This is a genomic window from Mesorhizobium sp. P3_A2, assembly GCF_056403115.1.
Genome location: NZ_JBFUGC010000002.1, coordinates 450,122 through 467,247 on the forward strand (window position 1 = coordinate 450,122; position 17,126 = coordinate 467,247).

19 protein-coding genes are annotated in these 17,126 nt (G+C 62.6%); 9 read left to right on the forward strand and 10 right to left on the reverse strand.

Features of this window, described 5'->3' with window-relative positions; all coding sequences use genetic code 11:
• Window positions 1–170 precede the first annotated feature (170 nt).
• From AC1DXM_RS06780 to AC1DXM_RS06790, 3 genes are all read left to right on the forward strand, one after another.
• Entirely contained in the window at window positions 171–788 is a 618-nt protein-coding gene (locus AC1DXM_RS06780; RefSeq protein WP_477232348.1) for a transglutaminase-like cysteine peptidase, read from the forward strand.
• 91 nt (window positions 789–879) lie between these two features.
• Window positions 880–1,119 carry a hypothetical protein gene (locus AC1DXM_RS06785; protein WP_477232349.1) on the forward strand — a complete coding sequence of 80 codons (240 nt, stop codon included), beginning with the start codon at window positions 880–882 and terminating at the stop codon, window positions 1,117–1,119.
• 26 nt (window positions 1,120–1,145) lie between these two features.
• Window positions 1,146–1,370: a hypothetical protein gene (locus AC1DXM_RS06790; RefSeq protein WP_477232350.1), complete on the forward strand. Its 225-nt coding sequence runs from the start codon at window positions 1,146–1,148 to the stop codon at window positions 1,368–1,370.
• A 65-nt stretch (window positions 1,371–1,435) separates the two neighbouring features.
• Here AC1DXM_RS06790 and AC1DXM_RS06795 read toward each other — a convergent pair whose 3' ends face one another.
• The 4 genes from AC1DXM_RS06795 to AC1DXM_RS06810 are packed head-to-tail and all read right to left on the reverse strand — an operon-like array spanning window position 1,436 to window position 4,149.
• On the reverse strand, window positions 1,436–1,804 hold the full coding sequence (locus AC1DXM_RS06795) for a helix-turn-helix domain-containing protein (protein ID WP_477232351.1): 369 nt from the start codon (window positions 1,802–1,804) through the stop codon (window positions 1,436–1,438).
• A complete protein-coding gene (locus AC1DXM_RS06800) occupies window positions 1,805–2,323 on the reverse strand; it encodes a Smr/MutS family protein (RefSeq protein ID WP_477232352.1) in 519 nt (172 codons plus the stop codon).
• A complete protein-coding gene (gene mltA, locus AC1DXM_RS06805; protein ID WP_477232353.1) occupies window positions 2,320–3,420 on the reverse strand; it encodes a murein transglycosylase A in 1,101 nt (366 codons plus the stop codon). Before mltA ends, AC1DXM_RS06800 begins: the two co-directional genes overlap by 4 nt.
• Before the next feature lie 24 nt (window positions 3,421–3,444).
• Entirely contained in the window at window positions 3,445–4,149 is a 705-nt protein-coding gene (locus AC1DXM_RS06810) for a Tim44/TimA family putative adaptor protein (RefSeq protein ID WP_112560229.1), read from the reverse strand.
• A 198-nt stretch (window positions 4,150–4,347) separates the two neighbouring features.
• On the opposite strand from AC1DXM_RS06810, the gene AC1DXM_RS06815 reads away from it, so the two are divergent.
• Both AC1DXM_RS06815 and secB read left to right on the forward strand, forming a co-directional pair.
• On the forward strand, window positions 4,348–4,848 hold the full coding sequence (locus AC1DXM_RS06815) for an FxsA family protein (RefSeq protein WP_477232354.1): 501 nt from the start codon (window positions 4,348–4,350) through the stop codon (window positions 4,846–4,848).
• A gap of 325 nt (window positions 4,849–5,173) precedes the next feature.
• On the forward strand, window positions 5,174–5,674 hold the full coding sequence (gene secB / locus AC1DXM_RS06820; RefSeq protein ID WP_477232355.1) for a protein-export chaperone SecB: 501 nt from the start codon (window positions 5,174–5,176) through the stop codon (window positions 5,672–5,674).
• Between the two features lie 93 nt (window positions 5,675–5,767).
• On the opposite strand, the gene dnaQ is transcribed toward secB, so the two are convergent.
• The 5 genes from dnaQ to AC1DXM_RS06845 form a co-directional block, all read right to left on the reverse strand.
• Complete coding sequence (gene dnaQ / locus AC1DXM_RS06825) at window positions 5,768–6,472, reverse strand: DNA polymerase III subunit epsilon (RefSeq protein ID WP_477232356.1); 705 nt, start codon at window positions 6,470–6,472, stop codon at window positions 5,768–5,770.
• 125 nt (window positions 6,473–6,597) lie between these two features.
• Window positions 6,598–7,182, reverse strand: a complete 585-nt coding sequence (gene coaE / locus AC1DXM_RS06830; RefSeq protein ID WP_477232357.1) for a dephospho-CoA kinase — start codon at window positions 7,180–7,182, stop codon at window positions 6,598–6,600.
• A gap of 13 nt (window positions 7,183–7,195) precedes the next feature.
• Complete coding sequence (locus AC1DXM_RS06835) at window positions 7,196–8,023, reverse strand: shikimate dehydrogenase (RefSeq protein ID WP_477232358.1); 828 nt, start codon at window positions 8,021–8,023, stop codon at window positions 7,196–7,198.
• The gene (locus tag AC1DXM_RS06840) at window positions 8,016–8,615 is read right to left on the reverse strand and encodes a Maf-like protein (protein WP_477232359.1); all 600 of its coding nucleotides are present in this window, start codon (window positions 8,613–8,615) and stop codon (window positions 8,016–8,018) included. The genes AC1DXM_RS06835 and AC1DXM_RS06840 overlap by 8 nt, the downstream gene beginning before the upstream one ends.
• Window positions 8,616–8,896: 281 nt before the next feature.
• A complete protein-coding gene (locus AC1DXM_RS06845) occupies window positions 8,897–9,811 on the reverse strand; it encodes a pyruvate, water dikinase regulatory protein (protein WP_477232360.1) in 915 nt (304 codons plus the stop codon).
• 308 nt (window positions 9,812–10,119) lie between these two features.
• Here AC1DXM_RS06845 and hemE point away from each other — a divergent pair, with 308 nt between their 5' ends.
• The 3 genes from hemE to rho all read left to right on the forward strand — a co-directional run bounded on the left by hemE (window position 10,120) and on the right by rho (window position 13,207).
• Window positions 10,120–11,151, forward strand: a complete 1,032-nt coding sequence (hemE, locus tag AC1DXM_RS06850; RefSeq protein WP_477232361.1) for a uroporphyrinogen decarboxylase — start codon at window positions 10,120–10,122, stop codon at window positions 11,149–11,151.
• 59 nt (window positions 11,152–11,210) lie between these two features.
• Window positions 11,211–11,699 (forward strand): protoporphyrinogen oxidase HemJ, encoded by a 489-nt coding sequence (hemJ, locus tag AC1DXM_RS06855; protein ID WP_477232362.1) that lies wholly within the window; start codon window positions 11,211–11,213, stop codon window positions 11,697–11,699.
• Between the two features lie 242 nt (window positions 11,700–11,941).
• On the forward strand, window positions 11,942–13,207 hold the full coding sequence (gene rho, locus AC1DXM_RS06860; protein WP_112560220.1) for a transcription termination factor Rho: 1,266 nt from the start codon (window positions 11,942–11,944) through the stop codon (window positions 13,205–13,207).
• A gap of 162 nt (window positions 13,208–13,369) precedes the next feature.
• Here the strand turns inward: rho and AC1DXM_RS06865 are convergent, their stop codons facing one another.
• The gene (locus AC1DXM_RS06865) at window positions 13,370–15,388 is read right to left on the reverse strand and encodes a thioredoxin domain-containing protein (protein WP_477232363.1); all 2,019 of its coding nucleotides are present in this window, start codon (window positions 15,386–15,388) and stop codon (window positions 13,370–13,372) included.
• Window positions 15,389–15,457: 69 nt separating this feature from the next.
• On the opposite strand from AC1DXM_RS06865, the gene mnmE reads away from it, so the two are divergent.
• A complete protein-coding gene (gene mnmE / locus AC1DXM_RS06870; protein WP_477232364.1) occupies window positions 15,458–16,780 on the forward strand; it encodes a tRNA uridine-5-carboxymethylaminomethyl(34) synthesis GTPase MnmE in 1,323 nt (440 codons plus the stop codon).
• Window positions 16,781–17,126 lie beyond the last annotated feature (346 nt).

The window sequence follows — 17,126 nt, forward strand, 5'->3', positions numbered from 1 at the left end:
CATTGCCTGCAGAAGCGGGGCGGCTTCGCACGCCAGAGGCGTCCTGTTGCACAATAGACGCTGTCGGGCGGGCGCGGGTAACCATGCCGGAGAATCTAGCTCCCCCCATAATTGACACGGAGTGTAAATCCCCTTTAACCTTTCGTTAACAACAAGGGCGAACGGGGACAATGACTTCCTCAGCGATGGCACGGACGCTGCGCTTGTGTGCGGCAACAGGGCTGGCGGTTTTGGGATGCTGGGCGGCGCCGGCTTTGGCGGGCGGCGCCATGGCGACCGGCGGCATGACCTCGCAGCCGATCGGCCATTATGATTTCTGCAAGTCCAATCCGGGCGAATGCTCGATCCGGCCAAGCAATCTCAACCCGGCTGCGATGACCGACGCCTTCATGCGCAAGCTGATCAACGTGACATCAAGGATCAACGCCGCCGTCAAGCCGATGAGCGACTACGACATTTACGGCAAGGACGAAGTCTGGGCCTATCCCGACAAGGGCGTCGGCGATTGCGAGGACTATGTGCTGGAAAAGCGCCGCCAGCTCTCCCGCTCGGGCGTGTCGCTGGCCGATCTCCTGATCACCGTCGTGCGCAAGCCGGACGGCGAAGGCCATGCGGTGCTGACGGTGCGCACCGACAAGGGCGACTACGTCCTCGACAATCTCACCGACAAGGTGAAGATCTGGGACGCCACCGGCTACCGCTTCCTCAAGCGGCAGGCGATCGACAACACCGGCCGCTGGGTTTCGATCCGCGGTGGCCAGCAGGTGCTGGTGGGCGCGGTCCAGTAAGATCGAGTAACGGACGGCCTGATTCATCGCTTCGTCATCCTAGGGCGGAGCAGGAGCGAAGCTCCGTCGCGGAGACCCTAGGATCCATTCCGTGACATCGATCAAGACCGCCGCGGCGCAGGAAAAGGCCGAGCGCGATTTTCCTGCCTGGCAGTGGATTTTTTGCACCGCCGCGACGCTCGTAGTTCGCGGCATGGATCCTCGGGTCTGCGCGTCCGCTTCGCTTCCGCTCCGCCCGTGGATGACGAAAGTCAGGGCCTCCGAACCGCCCTCCGAAAATTTCACAGTCACCATGAACCAAATCGTCTCCGCCGGCGACACACAGCCGTAACCAGAACCCAACCACGGAGACTTCCAATGACTTCTTTCCTGCGCACTGCCTTCCTCGCCGCCGTCGCGGTGTCGTCCCTGGCCGGATCGGCCATGGCAGATCAGACCATCACCTGTTCCAACACCCAGACCAACGACTGGTGGGCTGGCCGTTGTTGCGGCGCCGGCGACTCGAGCTGCCTTGGTCACGAGGGCCATGGCCGCGACCATCACGACAATGGCGGCCGTGGTAGCACTGCCGGCAAGAACTGATGCAACGTCTTGCCGGCGATCGCCTCTCCAATTGAGGCGAACGCCGGCAAGCGCCTCATGCCATCCTATCTAGAGCGTCCTAGCGCCGCCCGGATCGACGCTGTGATGCGGCGAAGCTCGGCTTCGTCCAGCTTCTCGATGTTCTCGGCCAGCAGATTGGCAAGTTCCGTCGCGGCTGGGCTGAGCCCCGACGTATCGAGTTTTACGCGCGGGTGCGAGGCCTCGGCCAGGCGCGCCAGCTCCTCGGCATCGTCCCAGATGACGTTGAAATAGCCGATGATCTTCTGGATCAGCGTCCAGGTCGGCGCGCCACGGCGGCCATGCTCCAGTGCCGACAGATAGGCGGCGGAAACACCGATCGCCTGCGCCATGTCTTTCTGGCGGACGCCGCGCTCGGCTCGAAGCGCCCGCAGTTTTTCACCGAACGGCGTCATTTAGCGTACTCGCCTGAGCCGGACATAGAGCGCGCCCGAACCGCCATGGTTGCGGGCGGCGTGGTCGTGGCTGGAGACCAGCGGCCGGAAGGCGGGCGTCGACAGCCAGGCCGGCACGGCACGTCGCAAGACGCCGTCGCCGCCCGACGACGAACCTTTTCCCGTGATGATCAGGACATAGCGGATGCCGCCGGCATGCGCCCGGTGCAAAAACGAAAACAGCAGCGAATAGGCCTCGTCCTGCGTCATGCCGTGCAAATCGACGCGGCCTTCGATCGGCAGCCGGCCCTTCTTCAGCTTGTCCAGCGTCGGCTCGTCCAGCGCATGCGAAACATGCTGCGCCTTCGGCTTGGCGGCAGCGACCGGGCTGACAGCGACCGGCGCCAGCGCCGGCTTAGGGTCGGCGACGATGTCGGGGATGTCTACTGCCGTCCGGCCCTTCAGCGGCCGGGCGGTCCGCGCCACCAGGTTCCACAACACCCGGTCGTCCTCGCTGAGCCTATCGGGGCGCTTGCTCATCGATTCGTCTCCGAAACGAGAGCTCTTGGTATCAGCGCATAGAAATCCGCCTCGTTGCGCACGACCCCAGCGATCTCGCCGGCGGCATCGCCTGAACCAGCGAAGAGATCGCCGCGCGCCGGCCCGGTGATGGCCGAGCCGGTGTCCTGCGCGATCATCAGCCGCCGGAACGGCTTTTGCGTGAAGGCGGTCAGCGACGGCGCATCGATGTAGAACGGCGTGCCGAATGTGTGCAGCAGCCGGTCGACGGCGAGCGAGCGGCCCGGCGTCAGCGGCACCTTGGCCGCAGCGATCGGACCGAGCGTAGCGTCGTCGACATCGGCTTCGCGAAAGAAGATGTAGGAGCGGTTCTGCCGGAGGATCTCGTCAATGCGGTCGGGATGCGCCCTGAACCAGGCGCGGATCGACTGCATCGTCACCTTTTCCAGCGGGATCTCTCCGAGATCGGCGAGGATCTTGCCTGGTCCCGTAAACCGTTGGCCCGACTTAGCGGCATAGGTGACGCGGCAGAGCCGGCCGTCGGTCATCTTCAGCCGCGCCGCGCCCTGCACATGGATGAAGAAGGCATCGACTTTTTCCGCAAGCCAGGCGATTTCGAGGCCTTTGCCGGCCAGCGCGCCGCGCTCGATCTGGCCACGGTCGAAATACTCGACCGGCCCCTGCGGCGTGTCACGGGCGAAGGCCAGATACTCGTCCATGCCCTCGGGACGGTTGGCACCGTCGATGTCGATGAGATCGCCCGGCCGCGCCAGCAGCGGTACCGTGAATTCATCCGTGCGCACTGGCGAGGCCTCGACCTCGGGTTCGTAGAAGCCGGTGACCAGACCCGCATTTTCAGCCTGAACCTTGGCTGGAACGAAATGACGCTCGAAGAAATCCTTGGCTGCCGACCGATTCGCCGGCGAAACGGAACGCGCCTCGTCATAGGCGCCGGCGAAGGCGTCGAACCGGACACCGAGCGAACCGGTGCGATAAGGCTTGTTCAGGACATGAAAGGCCGAACGGCGGAAGGCTTCGAAGGCGGCAAAGTGATCGTCCACAGCCCAACCGGGAAGATCATCAAAGGATTTCTCGACGAAAAGGGACGATAGCGACACCGTGGCCCCGCCAATGTCCGGGATTCAGTCTTCTTCCTCGGTGGCGACCAGCTTCCAGTTCGGATCGCGCGAGCGTGTGTCGCGGGCGAAGGTCCAGACATCCTTGACCTCGGCCACCGTCTCGGGATCGCCATCGATGACAGCACCCGCCTTGTCGCGGGTCGCCGAAATCAGCTCGCTGACGATGCGCAGCGTGATGTGGGCCTCGCCACCCTTCATCTCGGCCGAGACGATGTCGGCCTTGTCGATGCCGACGAAGGAGGACTGGATCTTTTCGGCTTTCGCCTCGCGGTCACCTATGGCGGCGACGAAACCGTCAAAAACCTCACGCGACAAAAGGTTCTTCAGCGTTTTGCGGTCGCCATCGGCATAGGCCATGACGATCATCTCATAGGCCATCTTGGCGCCGTCGACGAAACCCTTCGGGTCGAAGGACGGATCATTGTCCTTGATGGTGCGCAGGCCTTTGTTCAGATCGGTGTCGGGCTTGGCGAAAGCGTCGATGGCCGCATAGGTCTCGGCAGCCGTCTCGCCCGGCAGGCGCTTGCGCGGCAGTGAAACCACATTTTCGGGCTTTTGGGTCGCGTCCTTGTCGTTGCGGCTGGCCGTATAGGGATCGAAAGGGGGGCGTTCGCTGCCCGTGCGGCGGCCGAGCACGTTGCGCAGCTGGAAAAAGATCACCACTGCGGCAATCAGAAAGAAAATGGTGCCGAAGTCGAAGAATCCCATATCTTTCGCCACTCAATCCCTGACCTGGCCGGGACCGCCGGCCAATCTGGGCCGCGGTCGCATAGCGTTCAACATGCAAAGCATATAGAACGCATGGCGCAATCATTCAAATCAAAGGCAGGCATACCTATCTAACGGCCTCAGTGCCAGCGGCGATTGTACGCCGTCCGGCAAAACATGGAAACGATCGGTCAAGACTTGCGCATTTCCGTCCTCCCTCTGTTCGTGCTTGCACTGCCGCTGCTGGAAATCGCCGGTTTCGTCATTGTCGGCCGCGAGGTCGGGGCGCTGGCGACGGTCGGCCTGGTGCTGGCTTCCAGCCTTGCCGGCGTGCTTCTGCTCAGGCACCAGGGTTTTGGTGTCATGGCGCGGGTGCGCGCCGAGATGGCCGGCGGCGGCGACCCCAGCCGCCAGCTCGCGCACGGCGCCATGATCGTGGTCGCCGCGATCCTTTTGATCATTCCCGGCTTCATCACCGACATTATCGGCCTGTTGTTGTTCCTGCCGCCGGTGCGCGACCTTGCCTGGAGCAGACTCAAGGGCCGCATCGTCGTCGCCACCGATTTCACCGCCGGTGGTTTCCGCGGCAGGTCGCGCGACAAGGTCATCGACCTCGACGACGGCGATTATTCGCGCGAGGACGATTTCAAGCGCGGTCCCGACCATAACTCGCCCTGGCGGCGGCTGAAGGACGACTGAGGCTGCGCTTCGTCATCCTGGGGCGGAGCAAGGAGCGAAGCGACGCGCGCAGACCCCAGGATCCATGCCGCGACCTTCGAACGCAGCAACGGTGTAGAATCTGGGGTGTCAGGGAGACGATGGCCATTCTGAACCGCCGCGCCCTTCGACTAACGTCACGGCATGGATCCCAGGGTCTCCGCGACGCCACTGCGCGGCTGCTTCGCCCTGGGATGACGAACGGAGAGGCAAGGCGGCAAACCTTGTCTTGTCATGCCGACCATGCTAGCCAACGCCCGATTTCAATTCGGTCAGCGCTGCTGCCCAGGCAAAAGGATCAAGGCTCATGGCCAGCAAAGATGACGCGCCGGTCGGCGCCGCAAACGGCAACGGCGAAACGGCACAGCCGTCGCTCAACGTGCTTGCCCAGTATGTGAAGGACCTGTCCTTCGAAAGCCCCGGCGCGCCGAACTCGCTGCGCGGCCGCGACAAGGCCCCCGGCATCGCCATCAACGTCAATGTCAACGCCAACCCGCTCTCCGACAAGCAGTTCGACGTCAATCTGACGTTGAACGCCAAGGCGTCCTTCGACCAGGAAGTGCTGTTCAACGTCGAGCTGGTCTATGGCGGCGTCTTTTCCATCGCCGGCTTCCCGCAGGAACACATGCTGCCGATCCTGTTCATCGAATGCCCGCGGCTCCTGTTCCCCTTCGCCCGCCAGATCATCGCCGAAGCCACCCGCAACGGCGGCTTCCCGCCGCTGATGCTCGACCCGATCGATTTCGCGCAGATGTTCCAGCAGAAGCTGGCCGAGGACCAGGCGGCCTCGAAGGTCAAGGTGAGCTGAGAAGGCTCTACCGGTAGTGTTTGAAAAGCCCGGCCTTGTGCCGGGCTTTTTGTTGGAGAGGGGGCGTGATGGAACGCTAGCTCTCCGATCTGTTTACCCCGCCGCCACCTTCAGCCACAGCGCCTTTTCACCCAGCGTCGACACCAGACCCGCATGCGCCGCACGCTCGCCCTCGGTCAGTCGTGGCGGCAGGGCGATCGGCCGGGCGCCGATCGAGATGTCGATGTCGGCGACGTCGCCATTGCTGTTGACCTGCACCGCCACCGTCTCGAGGATCAGCGCCGCCTGCTTGCCGCCGATGAGCTCGATGTAGACTTCGGCCAGCAGTTCGGAATCGAGCAGCGCGCCGTGCTTGGTGCGGTGGCCGTTGTCGATGCCGTAGCGGCGGCAGAGCGCATCGAGCGAATTGGGACCCATCGGGTGCTTGCGTCGCGCCAGCGCCAGCGTGTCGACGACGCGCCCGGTGTCGATGACCGGCTGGCCGAGCCGGCCGAACTCGGTGTTGAGGAAGCCGATATCGAAATTGGCGTTGTGGGCGACGAGCTTGGCGCCGTCGGTGAAGGCGAGCCACTCCTCGGCGATTTCGGCAAAGGTCGGCTTGCCGACCAGGTCGGCGGCGCTGATGCCGTGCACGGCCTGCGCCTCGTGATGAACGGCGCGCCCTTGCGGATTGATGAATTTGTGGAAGGTGCGGCCGGTCGGGAAGCGGTTGACCAGTTCGACCCCGCCAAGCTCGATAATGCGGTCGTCGCGCATGTCGAGGCCGGTGGTTTCCGTATCGAAGATGATCTCACGCATCGAATCAGCTCACTCCTAAGGGAGTAGAATCATTGAGCGGAACAAAATGGCAATGGGCTATACCGACAGCCTGCCGTCAGGAGGCTGATGGGCCGGACTTATCCCCCGGGAGTTGGCTAGCTGGTTCAGCCCTCGGAAAGCTCGGCGATGATGGCCCCGACCGCGGCACGTGCCGCCTCCATCCCTTCACCCGTGTCGATGACGAAATCGCCCAGCCGGCGTTTTTCAGCGTCGGGCACCTGCTTGGCCAGGATCGCCGCCAGCTTTTCCTCGCTCATGCCGGGCCGCGCCAGCACGCGAGTGCGCTGAACCTCCGCCGGTGCGGTGACGACGACGACCTTGTCGACCCGGCTGCGGCCGCCGGTCTCGAACAGCAGCGGAATGTCGAGCACGACCAGCGGCGCGCCGGCGGCGCGGTGTCTTGTCAGAAAGGCTTCGGCATCGGCGCGGACCAGCGGGTGGATGATTGTCTCCAATGTCTTCAGCGCGGCGGCGTCACCCAGCACCCGCGCACCTAATTTGGCACGGTCTACGACGCCGGACACGGTGGTGCCGGGAAAGGCTGCTTCGACCAAGGGCGCGACCTTGCCGGAATAAAGCCGGTGCACGGTCTCATCGGAATCATGCACTGGCACGCCGGCGTCGGCGAACATCTTCGCCGTCGTCGACTTGCCCATGCCGATCGATCCGGTAAGGCCGAGCACGATCATGTCTTGGCGTCCATCATTTGCCGACGATGTCGGCGACGATCATCTGCCGCAGTTCGGCAGTGACCTCCGGTCTCTTGCCGAACCAGCGTTCGAAGCCAGGCACCGCCTGGTGCAGCAGCATGCCGAGCCCGTCGACCGTCTTCAGATTTCTCGCGCGGGCGGCGGCGAGAAGCGGCGTCTCCAGCGGCACATAGACAATGTCGGCGACAATGGCGTGGCCAGGCAGGCCTGCCGGATCGGTGGCGAGCGTGGCATCGCCATGCATGCCGAGCGCCGTGGTGTTGACGAGCAGACCGGCATCGCCAAGCAGGTCGCCGACCGCACCACGCGCTATAACGCCGGCGCCGAAGCGGTCTGCCAGTTCCTGCGCCCGCGCCAGCGTGCGGTTGACGATGCGGATATCCTTGACGCCGCGCACTTTCAGCGCGTGGATAACCGCGCGCGACGCCCCACCCGCGCCGAGCACCACGGCCGGACCGTTTTTGTCCCAGCCCGGCGCGTGCTCGTCGAGATTGCCGGCAAAGCCGAGCCAGTCGGAATTGCCGCCCCACAGCAGGCCGTCTTCCAGCCACAGCATGTTGACGGCGCCGATCATTTCCGCCGCTTCGTCACGGCGCTCGACCCGGGCGAAGGCGACTTCCTTGTGCGGGATGGTGACGTTGCCGCCTTGAAACCCATTGGCATGGAGCGAGGAGAGGAACTCGGGAAAATCAGCCGGCGCGACATCGATCGCCCGGTAGCTGCCGTCGATGCCGTATTTCTTCAGCCAGTAGCCATGGATCTTCGGCGAGCGCGAATGCGCGATCGGGTGGCCGGTGACAAAAGCTTTTTTCTCAACCATCGATGGCTCCCAGCGCCCGCAATTCCTTCAGCACCGGCAAGAGCGGCAGGCCGACAATGGTGAAATAGTCGCCTTCGATCTTTTCGAACAGCTGGATGCCTTCGCCCTCTATCTGGTAGGCGCCGACGCTGGCCAGCGCCTTGGCGCCGACATGGGCCAGGTGCCGGCCGATGAAAGCCGGGTTGAGCTTGCGCATGGTGAGACTGGCGACGCCGACATGGCGCCACAGCACAGCGCCGTTTCGGCAGAGCACGGCGGCGCTGTTCAGCTGATGGGTCTTGCCCGACAGCGCCAGCAGATGTCGGCGGGCGCCTTCCATGTCGGCCGGTTTGTGGAACACTTCATCTCCCAGTGACAAAGTCTGGTCGCAGCCGAGCACCAGGGCGCCAGGTTTGCGCTCACTGACCTCGGTGGCCTTCGCCTCGGCGAGGATCATGGCGACATCTTCCGGCGACACGCCGCTATCCTGCAACGGCGCCTCGAGCGCGCGTTCATCGACATCGGCCGGGACGGCTTCGACGTCGAGCCCGGCATTGACGAGCATGGCTTTGCGGAACGGACTGCCGGAAGCGAGGATGATTTTTTCGGTCATTTAGCACTCGGCGCAGATACAGGGGCGGTTGGAGTATCGGGCGTTAATCCGCAACGTTGACGCCGCCCCTCATTGTCCTGCCGGACATTTCTCCCCGTATAGTGACGGGGAGAAAGGGCAGCTTCGGTCTACGCGCCACTTCTTGCCACGCTGGTGATTGGCGAAACCATCGAAGGCAGCGCCCCTCTCCCCGTCACTATACGGGGAGAGGATGCCGGCAGGCAGGTGAGGGGCAGCGCCGAACCTCCACCAGGAAGAGCGCAAACTCATTCTTCGCTCATCTATCTATTCTTCCCCCGCAGGGCAACGATCGCGGCTGCGGTCTCTTCGATCGAGCGGCGGCTGACGTCGATCATCGGCCAGTTGTGGCGGGTGCAGATCTGGCGGGCATAGGCGAGCTCTTCGGTGATCAGCGCGCGGTCGATATAGTCGGTCGCTTCGTAAGTGCTGCTGTTGCCGAGGATGCGGTTCTGGCGGACATGCGAGATGCGCTCGGCGGTGGCAATCAGGCCGACAATCAGCGGCTTCGAGGCGCTGACCAGGCTTTCCGGCACCGGCACGCCGAGCACGATCGGGATGTTGGCGGTCTTGATGCCGCGGTTGGCGAGATAGATGCTGGTGGGCGTCTTCGATGTCCTGGAAATGCCGATCAGAACGATGTCGGCATCATCCATATTGGCCGGCAGTTGGCCGTCATCATGCTCCATGGTGAAGTTCAACGCATCGATGCGTCGGAAATAATCGGCGTCGAGCACATGCTGGGCGCCGACGCGGCGGCCAGCCGGGGTGCCGAGATAGGACTGGAAGACGGTCAGCACCGGCTCCAGCACCGAGACGCAGGGCAGGCCCATCGCGGCACAACGCTCGTCAATGCCGCGCGCCAGCTTCTGGTCGACCACCGTATAAAGAATGATGCCCGGTTCCTCCTCAATGTCCTCGAACACTTTCGCCACCTGCTTCTCGGTGCGGATGAGCGGGTAGATGTGCTCGATGGCGCGCGCATCCTTGTATTGCGCCGAGGCTGCCCGGCCGGCCGCCAGCAGCGTTTCGCCGGTGGCGTCGGAAATCAGATGCAGGTGGAAGAAGCTCTGGGGTTTGTTCACAGGGGGCACCTGGGGCTGTGGGCTTGTGTGGATAAACAGGGACCGGAAAGGCGACCGGCTGGAGGCGACTGTATCAGAAGGCGGGTTGTCCACAATTCGATGCGCTGTCGGCTTCGTCGGGCGGCTGGGGACAAATCTGGGGACGGGTGTTTTTGCCAGCGCTTCATCCACAGAGCCGGTTTTGCGAGGCTGGCGTCAAGTCCTTGACTCCAGTGATGGAATCCTGGTCATCCACACTCTCCGCCAATCCCGTGAGAGAAGCACGCGACAATATGCTGGCTGGCCTTTTCGGGGGCAAAGCGGGACAGGTGACAACCACCACAACCAACAGACTCTTAGAATCAGAAGATTCTAGAAATAGACTATTTAATTATAGAAAAGGCAGGGGAAGAGAGCGCTCAATGCCCGAGAACCGCATCATGCTGGACGTGCTGAGAGGCAAGGCAGCATTTCCGCCGCCGCTCTGGATGATGCGTCAGGCCGGGCGTTATCTGCCGGAATATCGCGAGACCAGAAAGCGAGCCGGATCCTTTCTCGATCTCTGCTACAATCCCGACCTTGCCGTCGAAGTGACGCTGCAGCCGATTGAACGTTTTGGCTTCGATGCCTCGATCCTGTTCTCGGATATCTTAGTCGTGCCGCATGCGCTGGGCCGTGACGTGCGTTTCGAGGAGGGTCGGGGGCCACTGCTGACGCCGATTTCGGCGACTGAGATTTCGGCTCTCAACAGCGAAACGTTTCACGTGAATCTCGAACCGGTCTACGAGACGGTTCGGCGGCTGCGGGCAAAACTGCCTGACGAGACGACATTGATCGGCTTCTGCGGCGCGCCGTGGACGGTGGCGACCTATATGATCGCCGGCCATGGCACGCCTGATCAGGCGCCGGCCAGGCTGTTTGCCTATCGCGAGCCGGCCGCGTTCCAACAGCTTTTGAAAGTACTCGCCGATCACTCCGCCGCATATTTGATCCGGCAGATCGAGGCCGGTGCGGACGTGGTGCAGATTTTCGATTCCTGGTCGGGCGTGCTCGACGATGCGTCGTTCGACTTGTTCTGCGTGGGGCCGGTGGCCGAGATCGTTCGGCAGGTGAAGGCGGTCCATCCGGACGTCCCGATCATCGGTTTTCCCAAGGGCGCTGGCGCCCACTACCAAAACTATCGTGAGAAGACGGGTGTAACGGGGCTGGGGATCGACTGGACGGTACCCCTGGACGCGGCGAAGGCATTGCAGGCCGGTGGCGCCGTGCAAGGCAATCTCGATCCCTTGCGGCTGGTGGCTGGCGGCAAAGCCCTGTCCGAGGGCGTCGATGCGATCCTCAAGGCGCTGGGCGACGGGCCGCTGATCTTCAATCTCGGCCACGGCATCACGCCGGAGACGCCGGTGGCGCATGTCGAAGCTATGGTGAAGCAGGTGCGGAGTGCGACACGCTGATGGCTCATTCAGACAACACGGGTAACGCTGCCAGCAGCACGGGTCAGGCGATGATGCGCATGGCCATTGGCATTGTTGTCCTGGTGGTTCTCACCGCACTTTTGTTTTTTGTCGCGCCTGAGGGCTTCTACCCCTGGGCGAAGGCGATCCATATCCTTGCCGTCATCTCCTGGATGGCGGGCATGCTCTATCTGCCGCGGCTGCTGGTCTATCACGCCGATGCCGAGAAAGGCTCGGTTCAGTCTGAAACCTTCAAGGTGATGGAGCGGCGCCTGCTGCGCGGCATCATCAATCCGGCCATGGTCATCACCTGGGTGTTCGGCCTGTGGATGGCTTGGAAAATCTTCGGTCTTCACGGCGGCTGGCTGCACGCCAAGATCGGCTTGGTGCTTCTGTTGTCGGGTGTGCATGGGTATTTGGCGGGCGCTGTGCGCAAATTTGCTGAGGATCGCAACGAAAAACCGGCAAGGCACTGGCGGATCGTCAACGAGATCCCCACATTGCTAATGATCGCCATTGTGATCCTGGTTGTCGTCAAGCCGTTTTAGGCGTTTGTTTGACGCAATTCCCAAGGGAAAGCGCTCCGCGCTTTTCCCGGGAAAACCGCCAACACTTTTCCTGGAATTGCTTTTATCGGCGCCACAAAACGCAGCTTGCTCTTTCAAACGACCGACGATACAAGACGGGTCTTCCTTCCCGTCATGCGCCGCCCATTTCGATTTTCGGCCGCGCCCGGCATTTGTCGCATCCAGCCGATATTTCCCTCAAAAAGCCTACTCAGAGTCCGTCTATGCAAGAAATGAAACTCGCAGAGTTCAAGAACAAGAAACCGCCAGAGCTGATCGCTTATGCCGAATCGCTCGAGGTGGAAAACGCCAGCGTCATGCGCAAGCAGGAGCTGATGTTTGCCATCCTGAAGAAACTGGCCGCCCAGGAAATCGAGATCATCGGTGACGGTGTGGTCGAGGTGCTGCAGGACGGTTTCGGTTTCCTGCGTTCCGCCAACGCCAACTACCTGCCCGGTCCCGACGATATCTACATCTCGCCCTCGCAGATCCGACGCTTCTCGCTGAAGACCGGCGACACCGTCGAAGGGCCGATCCGCAGCCCGAAAGAGGGCGAGCGCTATTTCGCCCTGCTCAAGGTCAACACCATCAATTTCGACGATCCCGAAAAGATCCGTCACAAGATCCACTTCGACAATCTGACGCCGCTCTATCCGACCAAGCGGCTGAAGATGGAGATCGACAATCCGACCAGCAAGGACATCTCGCCGCGCGTCATCGACCTGGTGGCGCCGATCGGCAAGGGACAGCGCGCGCTGATCAACGCGCAGCCGCGCACCGGTAAAACCGTGCTGATGCAGAACATCGCGCATTCGATCACCGCCAACCATCCGGAATGCTATCTGATCGTGCTTTTGATCGATGAGCGGCCGGAGGAAGTGACCGACATGCAGCGCTCGGTGAAGGGCGAGGTTATCTCCTCGACCTTCGACGAACCGGCGGTGCGTCACGTCCAGGTCGCCGAAATGGTCATCGAGAAGGCCAAGCGCCTGGTCGAGCATGGCCGCGACGTCGTCATCCTGCTCGATTCGATCACCCGCCTCGGCCGCGCCTACAACACCGTGGTGCCGTCATCCGGCAAGGTGCTGACCGGCGGTGTCGATGCCAATGCGCTGCAGCGGCCGAAGCGCTTCTTCGGCGCGGCGCGTAACATCGAGGAAGGCGGCTCGCTGACCATCATCGCCACCGCGCTGATCGACACCGGCAGCCGCATGGACGAAGTCATCTTCGAAGAGTTCAAGGGCACCGGCAACTGCGAAATCCAGCTCGACCGCAAGGTGGCGGACAAGCGCATCTATCCGGCCATGGATATCTTGAAGTCCGGCACCCGCAAGGAAGACCTCCTGGTCTCCAAGCAGGACCTGCAGAAGATCTTCGTGCTGCGCCGCATCCTGGCGCCGATGGGCACCACCGACGCGATCGAGTTCCTCATCGACAAGCTGAAGCAGACCAAGACGAATGCGGATTTCTTCGATTCGATGAATACGTAGGTTTCTTACCCTCCCCTTGTGGGGAGGGTCGATCCGCGAAGCGGAGCGGGGTGGGGGTCCGCGCCAAGGCGGCGCTTTACGAGCACCCCCACCCCGTCTCACGATCTTCGCTCCGCTACGATCATGAGCCGACCCTGCCCACCAGGGGGAGGGTAAGACGCGCTACTTTCGCCGCAACAGCCGCTCCAACTCCCCAACATCCGTCACCGCCGGCAGGCACACCTGCCCCGTGCACAGCCATGCACCCGGTCTATCGGTCGGAGGCAAGACACCACCCGGCAAAATCGGTCGATTCGCATCCGTTCCGATTGCCACGACGATGTCGATCCGGCGCGGGTCAGGATTCCGATTCGCAACCGGAACGAGGCTTGGACTCTCTGATGAATCGACCAGCACCAGCTTCAGTGGTTCCAGCGCAAGGGAACAGGCGTTAACGATGCCTGCCTGGCCGTAGGACTGGTGACCTGCCCGGCCCATGGCGTGTTCAGCGACCCGCCATGCTTTGTCCTGCAGTTCGAGATCGCCGGTGACCGAGGCCAGCCGCACCAGGGCTTCGATGATCTGGCTGGTGGCCGAAGAGATCGCCTCGTCGACGTCGCCGCGGATGCGGATCGGCACATCGATGCTGTCGGACGCCGTCAGGTGGTAACCGGTCCCGTCGCTGTCCCGGTGCCAGCGATCCATCTGGTCGATGAACTGCCTCGCCCGATCGACGTAGCTTGAGTCGCCTGTCGCTTCGAACAGCGCGATCGCCGCATTGGTCATTGCGGCATAGTCGCTGGACAGTGCTGGAAACAGTTTCTTGGCGCCGAGCATGGAGTGAGGCAGGCGGCCGTCCTGGCTGGCTTGGGCAATGTGATCGAACGCCGTTGCGGCCGCGGCGATCCACTCGCGCCGGCCCAGCGATCGGCCGGCTTCGGCAAGCGCCGCGATCATCAGGCCGTTCCAGTCGGTCAGCGCCTTGCCGTCCCTACCCGGCCGGACGCGCTGCTCCCGTGCCGCCAGCAGCTTTTCCTTGAGCGGGACCAATACATTCCGGTCAGGCACGCTTTGGCTTTGCTGTGCATCCGTCTGATGGACAATCGGCCTGCCTTTCCAGCCATGCGGCGCCGAGAGCGTGAAGTATTTGAAAAACAAGGTCGAATCGTCGCCGAGCACGGTGTCGATCTCATCCTTGCTCCAGGTGTAGAAAAACCCCTCCTCGCCGTCGCTGTCGGCATCGAGGCTGGCGGCGAAGGCGCCGCCGTCGACGCGCATTTCGCGCAGCAGCCAGGCGACCGTGTCTTCGATTCGTATCCGGAACAAATCATTGCCGGTCGCGGCATAGGCCCAATTGCACAGTCGGATCAGCTGCGCATTGTCGTAGAGCATCTTCTCGAAATGCGGCACCAGCCACTCTGCATCAGTGGAGTAACGGCTCAAGCCCCCACCGATGTGATCGTAGATGCCGCCGGCCAGCATCTTTTCCAGGCTGATGAGAACGGCGTCGCGATGCGATGCGACGCCGTCGCGCAGCCAGGACAGCCACAGCGTGTGCATGAACGGCGCGTTGGGAAACTTCGGCGCGCCGCGCAAGCCGCCGAGATCGCGGTCGATCATGCCGTCGATGCGGCCGGCGAGATCACTGAGTGTATCGCGATCGAGCGCGGCCTTGGCGTGAACACCCGCCAGACGCGCCTCGACATGATTGGTCAGGCCGTCGGCGCTCTGGTCCAGGCTTTCCCGCTTCTCGCGCCAGGCCTTATCGACGGCTTCCATCACCTGGATGAAGCCCGGGCGACCATAGCGCGCCTCGCGCGGGAAATAAGTGCCGCCCCAAAATGGCTTGCCGTCGGGGTTAAGGAACATGGTCAGCGGCCAGCCGCCTTGCTCGCCCATCGACGACAGAGCGGCCATATAGATCTGGTCGATGTCCGGCCGCTCCTCGCGATCGACCTTGATATTGACGAACAGCCGGTTCATGACGGCGGCGACTTGGTCGTTTTCGAAACTTTCATGCGCCATGACATGGCACCAGTGGCAGGCGGCGTAGCCGATCGAGAGCAGGATCGGCCGCTGCAAAGCCTTGGCTTCCGCCAGTGCCGCCGGCGACCAGGCCCGCCAATGCACGGGATTGCCGCTGTGCTGTTGCAGATAGGGGCTGGCTTCTTCGGCAAGCAGGTTTTGCGCAGGCAAGGTCACGGGCGGGCAAGCTCGGTTTGGCGGTGTCGGGATTAATTTCAAGCTAGGGCGATTGGCTAGAGCGGGCAAATGATTTTAGGCGATTCGATAGTTGCGCTGTCCAGCGGCCGCCTCCCAGCCGGCATCGCTGTCATTCGCATTTCCGGACCGAAGACTCGATTCGTTGTCGAAACGATTGCCGGAAGCATGGTTAAGGACCGTGCTGCCGCGTTGCGCAAGCTCCGGGCGGCGGACGGCTCACTGATCGACCACGGCCTGGTGTTGTTTTTTCCCGGGCCGAACAGTTTTACCGGCGAGGATGTCGCCGAGTTCCATGTCCATGGCGGCCGCGCCGTTGCCGGCAAGATGCTGGAGACGATTGCGAGTTTTGATGGGGTGCGCCATGCCGAGCCCGGCGAATTCACCCGGCGCGCCTTTCTCAACGGCAAGCTCGATCTGGTCGAGACGGAGGCGCTGGCCGATCTCGTCAACGCCGAAACCGAGGCGCAGCGCCGCTTTGCGGTGCAGAATGCCGAGGGCGCGCAGAGCGCGCTCTATCTCGGATGGCGCCGGCGGCTAATTCATGCACGGGCAATGATTGAGGCCGAGATCGACTTCTCTGACGAGGAGGATGTCCCCGGGTCCGTTTCGGATACGGTCTGGTCGGATGTCCGGGCGATGATTGATGAGATCAGCCACCATATCGACGGTTTCCATGCCGCGGAAATCATTCGCGACGGTTTCGAGGTCGTCATCCTCGGTGCGCCGAATGCCGGCAAGTCCAGCCTGTTCAACGCGCTGGCCCGGCGTGAGGCCGCGATTGTCACCGATGAACCGGGCACGACGCGGGATTTGCTTGAGGTGGTGCTGGACCTCAACGGCGTGCGGGTAAGGGTGACCGACACGGCAGGCCTGCGCGAAGCGCCGGGCAAGGTCGAAGCCATCGGCATCGAGAAGGCGCGCGCCAAGGCGCGGACGGCGGATCTGATGTTGCTGTTAGAAGATCTGGCGAACCCGGTCGCGACCGGCGACGTCCCGGCCGACGTCCCGGCTTTGAGGATCGGCACCAAGGTCGACCTGCTGAAGGGCGCGCCACCGTCGGGTGCCTATGACGCGTTGATATCGACGGTGGAAGGCACAGGGTTAGCCGAGCTGCTGGTTGAGATCGGAACGCGCGCCGCCGCTGCAATCGGCGATGCCGGTGACATCCTGCCGTCGCGGTTGCGGCATGTGGAGTTGCTCAAGGAGACCATGCGCTTTCTGACCTCGGCTTTGTCGGGACAAGAACGCGGCCCGGAACTGCGGGCGGAAGAACTACGCCTTGCCGCGGACCGACTAGGTCGCATCGTCGGTGCGGTCGATGTCGAGGATTTGCTCGACGTGATCTTCTCGCAGTTTTGCATTGGGAAGTGACTCACGTGAAACAGTGCGGCGTCGCACCAGATGACTCACGTGAAACATCGATAGTGCAGCTGGTTCACGTGAAACGGGTCGCGTCAATGGGACGGAAGTCAGCGCTGCCCCTCATTGTCCTGCCGGACATTTCTCCCCGTATAGTGACGGGGAGAAAGACGCTGTCACTGGGAACTTCGCCAGCCACTAAAGTTGTAGCCGGCATCTGGGCTGTACCTTCTCCCCGTTCACGGGGAGAAGATGCCGGCAGGCAGATGAGGGGCAGCACTAGCCTGTGTAGGTCATAGGTCTCTGCCCCGGTGACTCACGTGAAACATTGCTGCCGAGCGCTCCTATACGTTTCACG